Source organism: Nocardia sp. NPDC051832 (assembly GCF_040681285.1).
In the GTDB taxonomy this organism is placed as follows: domain Bacteria; phylum Actinomycetota; class Actinomycetes; order Mycobacteriales; family Mycobacteriaceae; genus Nocardia.
On record NZ_JBFAYL010000003.1, the window covers coordinates 1,279,280 to 1,291,363 of the forward strand.

The 12,084-nt window shown below is 70.1% G+C and carries 7 protein-coding genes and 2 pseudogenes; 5 read left to right on the forward strand and 4 right to left on the reverse strand.

Going from position 1 to position 12,084, the window contains the following annotated elements; translation table 11 throughout:
* The first annotated feature begins 23 nt into the window (after window positions 1-23).
* The gene (locus AB0M14_RS23630; RefSeq protein WP_364998339.1) at window positions 24-1,202 is read left to right on the forward strand and encodes an alanine racemase; all 1,179 of its coding nucleotides are present in this window, start codon (window positions 24-26) and stop codon (window positions 1,200-1,202) included.
* Between the two features lie 60 nt (window positions 1,203-1,262).
* Here the strand turns inward: AB0M14_RS23630 and AB0M14_RS23635 are convergent.
* A pseudogene (locus AB0M14_RS23635) lies at window positions 1,263-1,982 on the reverse strand (AraC family transcriptional regulator); the annotation flags it as partial.
* A 132-nt stretch (window positions 1,983-2,114) separates the two neighbouring features.
* On the opposite strand from AB0M14_RS23635, the pseudogene AB0M14_RS23640 reads away from it, so the two are divergent.
* Both AB0M14_RS23640 and AB0M14_RS23645 read left to right on the forward strand, forming a co-directional pair.
* Window positions 2,115-2,768 (forward strand): annotated as a pseudogene (locus AB0M14_RS23640) (ABC transporter ATP-binding protein); the annotation flags it as partial.
* Window positions 2,769-2,944: 176 nt separating this feature from the next.
* Window positions 2,945-4,504: a hypothetical protein gene (locus tag AB0M14_RS23645; RefSeq protein WP_364998341.1), complete on the forward strand. Its 1,560-nt coding sequence runs from the start codon at window positions 2,945-2,947 to the stop codon at window positions 4,502-4,504.
* Window positions 4,505-4,511: 7 nt separating this feature from the next.
* On the opposite strand, the gene AB0M14_RS23650 is transcribed toward AB0M14_RS23645, so the two are convergent.
* From AB0M14_RS23650 to AB0M14_RS23660, 3 genes are all read right to left on the reverse strand, one after another.
* Window positions 4,512-4,805 carry a hypothetical protein gene (locus AB0M14_RS23650; protein WP_364998343.1) on the reverse strand — a complete coding sequence of 98 codons (294 nt, stop codon included), beginning with the start codon at window positions 4,803-4,805 and terminating at the stop codon, window positions 4,512-4,514.
* A 110-nt stretch (window positions 4,806-4,915) separates the two neighbouring features.
* Entirely contained in the window at window positions 4,916-5,539 is a 624-nt protein-coding gene (locus tag AB0M14_RS23655) for a phosphoribosyltransferase family protein (RefSeq protein WP_364998345.1), read from the reverse strand.
* A gap of 12 nt (window positions 5,540-5,551) precedes the next feature.
* Complete coding sequence (locus AB0M14_RS23660) at window positions 5,552-6,412, reverse strand: carbon-nitrogen hydrolase family protein (RefSeq protein WP_364998347.1); 861 nt, start codon at window positions 6,410-6,412, stop codon at window positions 5,552-5,554.
* Window positions 6,413-6,474: 62 nt separating this feature from the next.
* On the opposite strand from AB0M14_RS23660, the gene AB0M14_RS23665 reads away from it, so the two are divergent.
* Both AB0M14_RS23665 and AB0M14_RS23670 read left to right on the forward strand, forming a co-directional pair.
* Window positions 6,475-8,283, forward strand: a complete 1,809-nt coding sequence (locus tag AB0M14_RS23665; protein ID WP_364998349.1) for a DEAD/DEAH box helicase — start codon at window positions 6,475-6,477, stop codon at window positions 8,281-8,283.
* A 161-nt stretch (window positions 8,284-8,444) separates the two neighbouring features.
* The gene (locus AB0M14_RS23670) at window positions 8,445-12,083 is read left to right on the forward strand and encodes an AAA domain-containing protein (protein WP_364998351.1); all 3,639 of its coding nucleotides are present in this window, start codon (window positions 8,445-8,447) and stop codon (window positions 12,081-12,083) included.
* The last annotated feature ends 1 nt before the right edge of the window (window position 12,084 follow it).

Genomic DNA, 12,084 nt, shown 5'->3' on the forward strand with positions numbered 1-12,084 from the left:
CGCATGACCAGTTTGGTGGTTGCATGGGTGATGTGACTTCGCCTGTAGCTGGATTGCACGCCGCGACCGCCGAGCTCGATCCGCCGCTGGCCGCCCTCGACTTGACCGTGCTGCGGGCCAATGCCGCAGACCTCGTGCACCGGGCCAACGGCGTCCCGGTCCGCGTGGCCAGCAAGTCCGTGCGCTGTCGCGCGATCCTCGAAGAAGTGCTCGGCGCCGGCCTGACCGCCGACGGCGGTTTCGCGGGCATCATGGGCTACTCGCTGCGCGAAGCCCTGTGGCTGGCCCGCCTCGGCTCCCGCGACATCCTGCTCGGCTACCCGACCGTGGACCGCGCCGCGCTCGCCGAACTGGCCGCCGATGACACGCTGCTCGAGTCGATCACCCTGATGGTCGACGACCTCGCCCAGCTCGACCTGATCCGTGCCGCCGTCGGCAGCGACAAGGTGCACCCGCGGGTGTGCATCGATGTCGACGCCTCCTTGCGCGTCGGCCCGATCCATCTGGGCGTGCGCCGTTCTCCGATCCGCACGCCGGAACAGGCTGCGGCACTTGCCCGGCAGGCGCTGGAGCGCGGGTTCCGGGTGGTCGGCGTGATGACCTATGAAGCCCAGATCGCGGGTCTGCCCGACTCGAATATCACTGTGCGCCTGGTGAAGCGGGCCTCGGCGGCCGAAATCACCAAGCGGCGCAAGCAGGTTCTGGACGCGGTCCGCTCGGTGGTCGGCAAGCTGGAGATCGTCAACAGCGGCGGCACCGGCTCGATCGAGGTCAGCATCACCGACCCCGACGTCACCGAGGTCACGGCGGGTTCGGGGCTCTACGTCCCGACCCTGTTCGACAACTACCGCGCCTTCACCCCGCGCCCCGCGCTGTATTTCGCGACGCCGGTCCTGCGCAAGCCCACGGCGTCGATCGCGACGGTCTTCGCGGGCGGTTACATCGCGTCCGGGCCCACCGGGCCGACCCGGGTCCCGAAGCCGGTGTGGCCCAGCGGGTTACGCCTGATCGGCACCGAGGGCGCCGGCGAGGTGCAGACGCCGCTGCAGGCCGCCGCCGGACTGGAGATCGGCGACCGCGTCTGGTTCCGGCACGCCAAGGCGGGCGAACTGTGCGAGCGCTTCGATCAGATCCATCTCGTCGACGGCGACACCCGCCGTACGGTCCCGACCTATCGTGGCGAAGGAAACTGCTTCGGCTGAACCGGATTCCGGCTCCGCCGCCCACAGCATCGTGGTGGCCGCGCCCAGTAGTGCGCTGGGGCCGAGGCCGGTCATCTCCCGGCACACCCGGTTGGCGTGCGCCAGGTCGGTGAATCCGGCCGCGTGCGCGCCGTCGGTGAGCGAACGGCCGTTCAGCACCGCGCCGGCCCAGTAGAGCAGCCGGGTCCAGCGCACCACCGCCGGGAAGGTGCCGCCGGTCTGGGCGCGAAACAATTTGCCCAGGCGGCCGGGTGAGAGGAACACCGCCGCCGCCAGGTCCGGCAATCGCACCTGGGCGGGCAGCCGGGCGCTGAGCAGGCTCATGGCGTCCCGCAGCTGCGGGTGCGCGGGATCGGGAAGGCCGGCGCCGCACAATGATTCGACGATGGCATCGGCGCGCGCCCGCAGCGGCCGATCGTCCCCGGTGAGCGTTTTCTGGATGCCGGTGGCGGCCGCCACCCAGGTCGCGGGGCCGTCGTCGAGCCGGTGCCGTGCGGTGATCGCGCGGCCCACCCGGCTGCCGGGGAACAGGTGAATGGACAGCACCCGGGTGCCCGTGCCGCCGCGCGCCGTGTGCTGCGCGCCGGGCGGGATCACCGCGGCCCGGCAGCGCAGCCACGCTCCGCTGCCGTCGTCGACTTCGAATTCGCCGTGCGTGGCCACGGTGATCTGAAGAATGGGATGCGCATGCGGTTGTGCGCAGACACCGCCGAATTCCGCGTCGAATACCAGCCGGTCCGGCTGAATGCTCCAGTCGTACACCTGCAACCATCCGTGCATGTTCTAAGGCTAGCCTTATTTCGCCTGCGTGGGTGGAATGCGACCGATCTATACAAGCTGCCCGCCCCCCGCTCTGCCGATACTTCAGTCAGGCGCCGAACTTCGATCGAGCGCTGGGATGGGAGGGCGAGCATGAGTGCGGTCATCGAGGCCGAAGCAGTGGTCAAGAGCTATGGGAAGGTGCATGCCCTGCGGGGATTGGACCTCGAGGTGCGTGCGGGGGAGGTGCACGGCTTTCTCGGACCCAACGGCGCGGGGAAGACCACCACGATCCGGATCCTGCTCGGCCTGCTGCGAATTCGTGGCGGGCGCGTCACGGTATTCGGCCAGGATCCCTATCGCGAGGCGATGGACATCCACGGCCGGTTGTCCTACGTGCCAGGTGATGTCAATCTGTGGCCGTCGCTGACCGGCGGCGAGGTGATCGACATCCTCACCGACCTGCGCGGTGGCGCCGATCCGAGCCGGCGGGCCGAGTTGCTCGAACGATTCGAATTGGATCCGTCGCGCAAATGCGGCACCTACTCGAAGGGCAACCGGCAGAAGGTCGCGCTGATCGCGGCCTTCGCCGCCGACGTCGAACTGTTCATCCTGGACGAGCCGACCAGCGGCCTGGACCCGCTGATGGAGCGTCAGTTCACCCACTGCGTCGAAGAGGTACGGGCGCGGGGATGCACGGTGCTGCTGTCCAGTCACATCCTCAGTGAGGTCGAAAAGCTGTGCGACCGTGCGACTATCGTGCGGCAGGGCATGGCGGTACGGACTCTCGGCATGGACGAGTTGCGGGCTCCGGCGGGGGAGCAGGCGCAGGAGTTCGAGGAGCTCTTCCTGAGCCACTACGCGACGGGGGCGGGGTCGCGATGACGGAGGCGCAAGTTGTGGTCGGCCGCCGCGGCGGACCGGCTGCCCCGGCGGCGCGACCGAGGCCGGGGGCCGGTGCGGTCAGGTTGTCGAATCTAGCAGTGGCGCTGCGCCTTTCGATCAGCACGAATTGGCGGGGGTTGGCTGCCGCGGTCCTCGGGGTGACCGCTTGCCTGTATCTCGGCACGCTCGGCGTCGATGGGCTGTATCCGGCGGGTCTGGAACGGATGACCTACGCCTCGATCGCCGGTCAGCTCACTGCGCAGGCCGCACTGCAGGGCCCGCCCGACGCGCTCACCACCCTCGGTGGGATCGCGGTCTTCGAGCTGGGCTGGTATCTGACGCTCGCGGTCGCGCTGGTCAATATCGTCGTCGTCATCCGGAATACCCGGGCGCAGGAGGCCTTCGGCCGGCTGGAGCTGCTGCGCGCGGGCCGGTTCGGTGTGCACGCGAACTCGGTCGCGGTGCTGCTGATGGCGGCCGGCACGAACGCGGTGCTCGGGGCGGGAGCCGCCGCCGCGCTGGCACTCGCTGGGACCGGAGCCGGGGGCGCGCTGGTCTTCGGCATCGCAATGGGCTGCACCGGCATGGTTTTCGCCGCCATCGCGGTGCTCGCCGCGCAGATCACCGCGCAACCGCGCGGCGCCTACGGCATCGCGTGCGCCGTCTTCGGCGCGGCATATCTGTTGCGCGCCATGGGCGACAGCGCCGACAGCACCGCACTGCGACTGGCCTCGCCGCTGGGCTGGGCGCAGCAGATGCACCCGTTCGGCAGCGTCCAGTGGTGGCCGGTCGGGCTCTGCGCGGCAGGCGTGGCGGTGCTGACCGGGCTGGCGCTGCGGCTGGAGTCGGTGCGTGATCACGGTGCGGGTCTGGCCGCGCCGCGTCCGGGCGCCGCCACCGCCGGGGCGTTCACGAAAACGCCGCTGGGACTGACCGTCCGAATTCATCGCGGTGCGCTGGCCGGGTGGGCCGGGGCGCTGCTGATCCTGGGTGCCGGCTTCGGGGCGGCCGGGGCCGACGTCACCCAGATTTCCGCGGGCACCCAGGGCATGCTGAAGCTGCTGGCCGGTTTCAACGTCAACGTGGTCGATGGCTTCCTGGCGATGGTGACGCTGTTGTTCGCGATGGCGGCGGCGGGCGCGGGGATCTCCACGGTGCTGCGGATCCGGCAGGAGGAACTCGCCGGTCGCGCCGATCTGCTGCTCGCCGGGCGGCTGCCGAGGTGGCGGCTGGCCGTCACCCACATCGTCACCGCGATCGCCGCTTCGGTTGTGCTGCTGGGGCTCATCGGCTTCGCGATCGGCCTGGTGCACGGGGTGCGGACCGGTGATCTCGCGCAGGCCGGACGGGTCGGGGTCGCGGCTCTCGCGCAGCTGCCGGCGATTCTGTTCCTGCTCGGCGCCGCTGTCCTGGCGATCGGCCTGCGCCCGGCGCTGACCTGGCTGGTGTGGGTGGTGCTGGCCGAGTCGGCGGTGGTCTCGATCCTCGGCCCGTCCATGCGGCTGCCCACGCCGATCATGAATCTCTCGCTGTTCCACCATGTGCCGCACTTGCCGGGCGTCGCGGTGAACCCGGTGCCGCTGACGGTGTTGACCCTGGCGGGGATCGCCGCAACGGGTGTGGGCGTTCTCGCCTTCACCCGCCGCGACCTCGCCTGACCGGGCCTCACTCCGCGTTGTCGCGCACCGGATCGGTCCACACCTCGAAACCTGGTGTGATCTCGCCGTTCTGGTGCCGGCGCGTCCGCTCCCGGTGCGCGGCCAGAAAGGCGGGATCGTTCATCCGCAGATCAGATCCTTTGATCAATAGGCTGACCGCCTCCGCGCGATCCTTGCCGCACACCGACCAATCCTCACCGGGGTAGTACGCGTGCACCGAGCCGTCGGACAGCGGGACGAACTGTGGCCGCTGCACCACATGTGCGCTGATGTCCTGAGTCGACCGCGGGCGCTGGGACATCCAAGACCTCCCTTCCTCGACCGAGTACGCGCCGTGACCGCACCAATCTTTGCGCGCGGGCAGGGGGCTGGACAATCCCCGGCACGCGGAGGTCCGGAAGTGTCCGCCCCCTAGTCGAGCAGTGCGGTGACCTCGTCGTCGGCGAGCTGATGGAAGTCCTGATAGGCGGTGCCGACGCCGCCGAGCGACTCCGGCACCGACGGGCAGACCAGCTCGTCGCACTCGAGGGCGACGCGGTCCATGGCCTCACTGGACGACACCGGGACGGCGACCACGATCCGGGCCGGCTCGCGCATCCGGGCCACCCGGCAGGCAACGACAACCGTTGCGCCGGTAGCCATTCCGTCGTCGACGATCAGCACGGTGCGGCCGGTCAGCGGGATCGGGGCGCGATCGCCGCGCCAGACCGCGCGCCGCCGCTCCAATTCCCCGCGTTCGGCGTGCTCGATGTCGGCGAACTCGGCGGGCGCCACCGAGATGTGCCCCAGCACGTCCCGATTCAGCACCCGCGTGCCGTCCTCGCCGATCGCGCCCATCGCCAGCTCCGGCTGCCACGGCACACCGAGCTTGCGAACCAGCAGGATGTCGAGATCGCCGCCGATGATTTCCCGGACGCCCGCCGCGACCGGAACGCCGCCGCGCGGCAGGCCGAGCACCAACGGGTCCGACGCGCGCAGGTGTCCCAGCTCGGCACCCAGCGCGCGACCGGCAGCTGCCCGATCGGTGTAGATCATCGAGGTAAAACGCTACCCCGCGGCTCGTGGGGTGATAGCGAATCGGCGCAATGCCAGGCTCGGGTTGGTGGTTCGCACCGCGCCGAGGTGGGCCAGGTTGACTTCGGCGGTGAGGACACCGGGCTCGTCGCCGAGCTCGGCCAAGACTTTCCCGGTCGGATCGATGATCATCGACGCGCCCGCGCCGCGCGTCCCGCACTGATCGGCGCCCAGTACATAGACGGTGTTCTCGATGGCTCGCGCCCGGAGCAGCGTCGTCCACTGATCGACCTTGCCGGGGCCGGGGATCCACTGCGCGGGGAGCACCAGCACCTGCGCGCCCGCCGCGGCGATCCGGCGGAACCCCTCTGGGAAGCGCAGATCGAAACAGGTCTGCAAACCGAAGCTCACCCCGTCGACGGTGAAGAGCGCGGGCTCCTCGATCGCCCCCGCGTGCACCACGTCCGACTCCAGGTGCCCGAACGCGTCGTAGAGGTGCACTTTCCGATAGTGGGCGACCAGCCCGCCCGCCGGATCCAGCACCACCAGGGTGTTCCGGATCCGTCCCGGATCCGCCGCGTCGGCCTCGACCATGCCGGCCACCAGATGTACGCCGAACTCGCGGGCCACGGCGCCGAGCCCGGTGACGAACTTCCCGGTCAGCGGCTCCGCGACGGCGACAATCCGTTCGTCCAGCCGGGAGACGGCGAACATCGAGTATTCGGGCGCCACGACCACCCGTGCGCCACGCCCGGCAGCGGTCTCGACATGGTCACGCAGCGCCGCCAGATTGGCGGCCGGATCGGTGCCCGGCGCGAACTGGATCACCGCGACCGCCACGGGGGCGTCGGCCGCGGCCGGGTCCTGATGTGCGGGCGAAGCATTCGGAGCCATAGGTCACACCGTATTGGGCCGGTGGCCGGGACATCTACCCGAAGGCAGTAAACTCCTGGTCAATGAGCACCAATGAGGTCGACAGCGTTCTGGATGATGGTCCTGGCGACAACGACAGGAACAGCAACAACGACGGTCCGACCTTCGCCGACCTCGGAATCGATGACCGCCTGCTCGCGGCCATCGCCGATGTCGGCTACGAGTCGCCGTCGCCCATCCAGGCCGCGACGATCCCGCCGCTGCTCACCGGCGCCGATGTCGTCGGTCTCGCCCAGACCGGCACCGGCAAGACCGCCGCCTTCGCGATCCCGATCCTGATGGGTCTGGAGATCACCGGCAAGTCCCCGAAGGCGCTGGTCCTCGCGCCCACCCGGGAACTCGCGATCCAGGTCGCCGAGGCGTTCGGGCGCTACGCCGCGCACATCCCCGGCTTGAACGTGCTGCCCATCTACGGCGGTCAGGCCTACGGCGTGCAGCTGTCCGGGCTGCGCCGCGGCGCGCACGTCGTGGTCGGCACGCCGGGCCGCGTCATCGACCACCTGGAGAAGGGCACGCTCGACCTGTCCGAGCTGCAGTACCTGGTGCTCGACGAGGCCGACGAGATGCTCAAGATGGGCTTCCAGGAAGACGTGGAGCGCATCCTCGCCGACACCCCGCGCACCAAGCAGGTGGCGCTGTTCTCGGCGACCATGCCCTCGGCGATCCGCAAGATCTCCAAGCAGTACCTCAACGATCCGGTCGAGATCACCGTCAAGACCAAGACCTCGACCAACGTCAATATCAACCAGCGCTGGGTGCAGGTCTCGCATCAGCGCAAGCTGGACGCCCTGACCCGCATCCTCGAGGTCGAGACGTTCGAAGCGATGATCATCTTCGTGCGCACCAAGCAGGGCACCGAGGAGCTCGCCGAGAAGCTGCGCGCCCGCGGTTTCTCCGCCGCCGCGATCAACGGCGACATCGCGCAGAACCAGCGTGAGCGCACCATCGGGCACCTGAAGTCCGGTGCGCTGGACATCCTGGTCGCCACCGACGTGGCCGCCCGCGGTCTGGACGTGGACCGCATCTCGCACGTGGTCAACTACGACATCCCGCACGACACCGAGTCCTACGTGCACCGCATCGGCCGGACCGGCCGCGCGGGCCGCAGCGGCGAGGCGCTGCTGTTCGTCGCGCCGCGTGAGCGGCACCTGCTCAAGGCGATCGAGCGCGCCACCCGGCATCCGCTGGCCGAGATGCAGCTGCCCAGCGTCGACGACGTGAACGCGCAGCGGGTCGCCAAGTTCGGCGACGCCATCACCGAGAACCTGTCCTCGGACAATGTGGCGCTGTTCCGCCGCCTGATCGAGGATTACGAGAGCGAGCACAACACCCCGCTGGTCGATATCGCGGCGGCCCTCGCGGTCGGCGCCTACGACGGCAAGACGTTCCTGATGGAGCCGGAACCGGAGCCGATCGAGCGGCCGCGCCGCGAGCCGCGCGGTGACCGTCCGGAGCGTCGTTTCGAGGGTGAGCGCTCCTCGGGCCCCAGCTTCTCCCGCACGACCGGCGCCGAGCTGGCGACCTACCGGATCAGCGTCGGCAAGCGGCATCGCGTGGTGCCCGGCGCCATCGTCGGCGCCATCGCCAACGAGGGTGGCTTGCGCCGCAGCGACTTCGGGCACATCAGCATCCGCCCGGACCACAGCCTGGTGGAACTGCCCGCCAATCTGCCCGCGGAGACCCTGGAGGCGTTGCGCCGCACCCGGATCAGCGGTCAGCTGATCCAGCTGCAGCTGGACGACGGTGGCCCGCAGCAGCGTTCGTACAGCCGCGGTCCGCGTCCGGATCGGGCGCCGGCCAAGCGCACCGAACGGCGCAAACCGCGCTTCTGATCAGGGTGCGATCAAGCGAGGTCACGGGGGCTGGCTAAGGTGTTGCGGTCCGTGTCCAATCGCGGCGCTCTCCAGGCCCTGCGTGGTTACGCTGCGCTACCGCCTCCGGGCCTGAGATCGCGCCGCGCGTCCGGCGAAGACACAGGAGGCCGCGTTTGTTCGTGTTCGGTGATCGTGTCGTTTGCACCGCCGTGGATCTGGTACGCGCGGCGCGCTGTGAGTTCGAGCTGCTGCGCCGGCTCGACGCCCAGCTCGGCTACCTGAGCGGTTCGGCGACAGCGGATTCCGAACCGGCGACGCTGGGAGGCGTCGCCGCCGATTTCGACGCCGCCGCGCTGCTGCGGCTCGCTGATTTCCGGGATCGGTTCGGGGCGGCCATGGTCGAAGTGCCCTCGGCGCGCACCGAGCCGGCCCGGTCGAGCGACCCGCAAGCAGTCGCTCCGGCGCCGGACCCCGCGCTCCGCGTCGCCGCGCTGCGGGCCGCGCACTCGGAAACCGTTGCGGCGCTGCGGTCGGGCGTGCACGTCATCGCGGGCGCGACTTTCTTCGACGGTTCGTTCGCCTGCTCCTGCGATTTCCTGGTGCGGGCCGGCCACCGGGTGCGCTACACCGTGCAGGGGACGGCGCCCGGCCAAGCCGAGATGGTCGGCGCCGCACTCGAACTCGCCGCCTGCGCCGACGCGCTGGACGGCAGCGGCGCACTGACCGCACCCACCATCCGGCTGTATCTCGACACGGCGGCAACAGATTTCCCACTGACCGACCTGGTGCCCGTCTACCAGGCGCGGCGCCGCAGACTCGCCCGAATCCTGGACGAGAAGCTGAGCGAATTGCTCCCAGTACAGTGGGGCGATCCGCGCTATCTCGCCTGCGGCCATTGCGCTACCTGCACCACCGCCCTCACCGCCGCCCGCGACCTGATGCTGGTGGCAGGCATGCCGAGCCCGGCGCGAGCCCGCCTGCGCGAAGCCGGCGTCGCCACCATCGACCGCCTGGCCGGCCTGGACACCACCGTCCCCGGGCTCCCCCCACGAACCTTCGCGATGCTGCGCCGCCAGGCCCGAACCCAGTTGCAGCCAGCGGATTCCGGACGCCCCGCCCACACCTTGCTCGACGCCCTCGCCCTCGGCGCGCTACCACCGGCCGCACCCGGCGACCTGGCGCTGACGCTCGAGGAGACGCCCGGGCAGTCATTGCGCATCGAGGTCGCCGGAATAGCTGCGACGCGCCGGCCCGTCGAGGTGCCGGTCGGCTCGGATGCGGAGGAGATGCCGGGGCGATGGGCGTCACGGGCCGAGGTTGCCGGAGTGGATGCGGCGCGGTCGTCCTTCGAGGTGCCGGTCGGCTCGGATGCGGAGGAGATGCCTGGGCGGTGGGCGTCACGGGCCGAGGCCGCCGGAATAACTGCGACGCGGTCGTCTTTCGAGGTGCCGGTCGGTTCGGACGTGGAGAAGGGTTCAGGGCGGCGGGTTTCGCGCGCTGGGGTTGGCGGTGCGGTGCTGCTGTCCTTCGAGGTGCCGCCGGGGCCGGACGCGGTGGCCGAGCGTCGGCGAGCATTGACCGAGGTGGTCGAGTATCTCGTGCGGCGGCGGCAGCAGTATCCGGCGATGCGGGTCTATCACTATCGCCGGGAGGTGCGCGACGCGCTGGTGCGGTGTGCCGGAAGTCTGGGCGCGGGTGAGGAACTCGTCGAGGAGCTGTTGACCGCGGGTGTGCTCGTCGACCTGTATCCGATCGTGCGTAGTGCCGTGGTCGTCGGGACGCAGTCGTATCGGATCGACGCCCTGCGGCAATTGCTGGACGGGGTCGAGGCGGACGAGCGGGACTGCGTAACCGTGCTGCGCCTGCGGGATTGGCTGCTGGAACGCGCCGCCGACGTCCGGCCGGACAATCCGGCGCCGCCGGTGGACCGGGCGGGCGGGCGCCCGTCCTCGCTGGAGGCGGCGCTCACGGAATTCGCGGCGACGCATCGGGAGTTGCGGCCGACCGTGCGCGGGGAGCGCAGAGACGATCGGGCGACACCGCATCCGGCGGCGCTCATGGCGGCGGTGCTGGGATATCACCGGCGCGAACGGCAGCCGCTGCGCTTGGCGCACGCCGACCGGCTCGACCACCCGGTGGACGAATGGGCCGAGGACCCAGGGGTTCTCGTCGCCGAATGGGGCACGGTCGACACGAAGTGGCATCACAGCCTCAACCGGCCGACCATGCGCCGCTACCTGACCCTCACCGGTCGCATCGGCACCGGCTGGGCGCACGGGGTCGCGCTGACGCCGGGCACCACGGTCTACACGCTCTACGACCAGCCGATGGCCGCGGGTGTGGTGACGGGGGTCGGGAAGCGCGCCACCGCGACCGCCACCGTGCTCGGCTGCTCGGTGGACGCGAATTTCGACGACACGGTCCGGCTGGAGGAACTGCTGCCCGAGGGCTGCGAACCCTACGACGACCTGCCCACCGCGATCGCACCCGGCCTGCCCGCCTGGGACGCGAACATCGAGCGCACAGTCGAACTCGCCGCGCAGCAGCTGCTGGTGACGTTGCCCGAGATCCCCTGCGAGGCGGTGTTCGACATTCTGGCCCGGCGCGCGCCGCGACTGCGCGGCGGCGGCGGACTGCCGGAGGTGCACGGCGATCACGCGGCCGCGATCACCACCGCCATGCGCTATCTGGACCACTCCTACATCGCGGTGCAGGGACCGTCCGGCACCGGCATGACCTCCACCGCCGCCCGCGTCATCGAACGCCTGGTGACCCGGCAGAAATGGCGCATCGGCGTTGTCGCGCAAGCGCATTCGACCGTGGAGAACATGCTCGACGCGGTCGTGGAGATCGGGGTGCTGCCCGAGCTGGTCGGCAAGAAGGACGTCGAGGCGGTGAAACCGGAGTGGGCCGTGATCGACGCGGGCAAGTACCGCCGGTTCCTCGACAACGCCGTCAACGGCTGCGTAATCGGCGGGACCCCGGCCGATTTCGCCGACGAGAACCTGATCCCGCACGACGCACTCGACCTGCTGGTGATCGCCGACGCGGGCGGTTTCGCGCTGGCCGACACCGTCGCGGTCGGTTCCAGCGCCCGAAACCTGTTGCTGCTGGGCGATCCCGTACCCACCGCCACCCGCGGCGCGCACCCGGAACCGGTCGGGGAATCGGTGCTCGGCTGGCTCGCCGAGGGCCGCGCCGTGCTCCCCGCCGAGCGCGGCTACTTCTTGGACCGGACCTGGCGTTTGCCTCCGCGAGTGTGCGAACCGATCTCGCGGGTCTGCTACGACAACCGCCTGCGCTCCAATGAAACAGTCACGCTGGCAAGGCAACTCGACGGCGTGCCGCCAGGCGTCGAAACAGTCCTGGTCGAGCACTACGGCAACACCACCGAATCGGTCGCCGAGGCAAAGGAAGTGGTCCGCCGGATCCGTGTACTCCTCGGTGCGTCATGGACCGTCGGAGCGGTAACCCGGCGTCTGCACCCCCACGACATCTTCGTCGTCGCCCCCTACAGCGCCCAGGTCGGCCGCATTCGAACCCTCCTGGCCCGCGCCAAGATCGAAGACGTCCTCGTCGGCACCCCCGACCGCTTCCGCGGCCGCGAAGCGGCCGTGGTCCTCCTCTCGATGACCACCTCCACCCCCGCCGACGCGCCCTTCGGCATGCCTTTCCTCATCTCCCGCCGCCTGATCCACTCAGCCCTGTGCCGAGCCATGTGGAAAGCCGAAATAATCCGCTCCCCGCTCCTCACCGAATACCTCCCTACCACCCCCACCGACCTTCCCGCCCTCGCCGGGTTCCTCCGCCTCAGCTGAC

What these genes read in the sequence shown, in the direction of transcription:
- AB0M14_RS23655 (WP_364998345.1), bottom strand. Translation starts at nt 5,539, where the DNA reads ATGATCTACACCGATCGGGCAGCTGCCGGTCGCGCGCTGGGTGCCGAG.
- AB0M14_RS23665 (WP_364998349.1), top strand. Translation starts at nt 6,475, where the DNA reads ATGAGCACCAATGAGGTCGACAGCGTTCTGGATGATGGTCCTGGCGAC.
- AB0M14_RS23630 (WP_364998339.1), top strand. Translation starts at nt 24, where the DNA reads ATGGGTGATGTGACTTCGCCTGTAGCTGGATTGCACGCCGCGACCGCC.
- AB0M14_RS23650 (WP_364998343.1), bottom strand. Translation starts at nt 4,805, where the DNA reads ATGTCCCAGCGCCCGCGGTCGACTCAGGACATCAGCGCACATGTGGTG.
- AB0M14_RS23660 (WP_364998347.1), bottom strand. Translation starts at nt 6,412, where the DNA reads ATGGCTCCGAATGCTTCGCCCGCACATCAGGACCCGGCCGCGGCCGAC.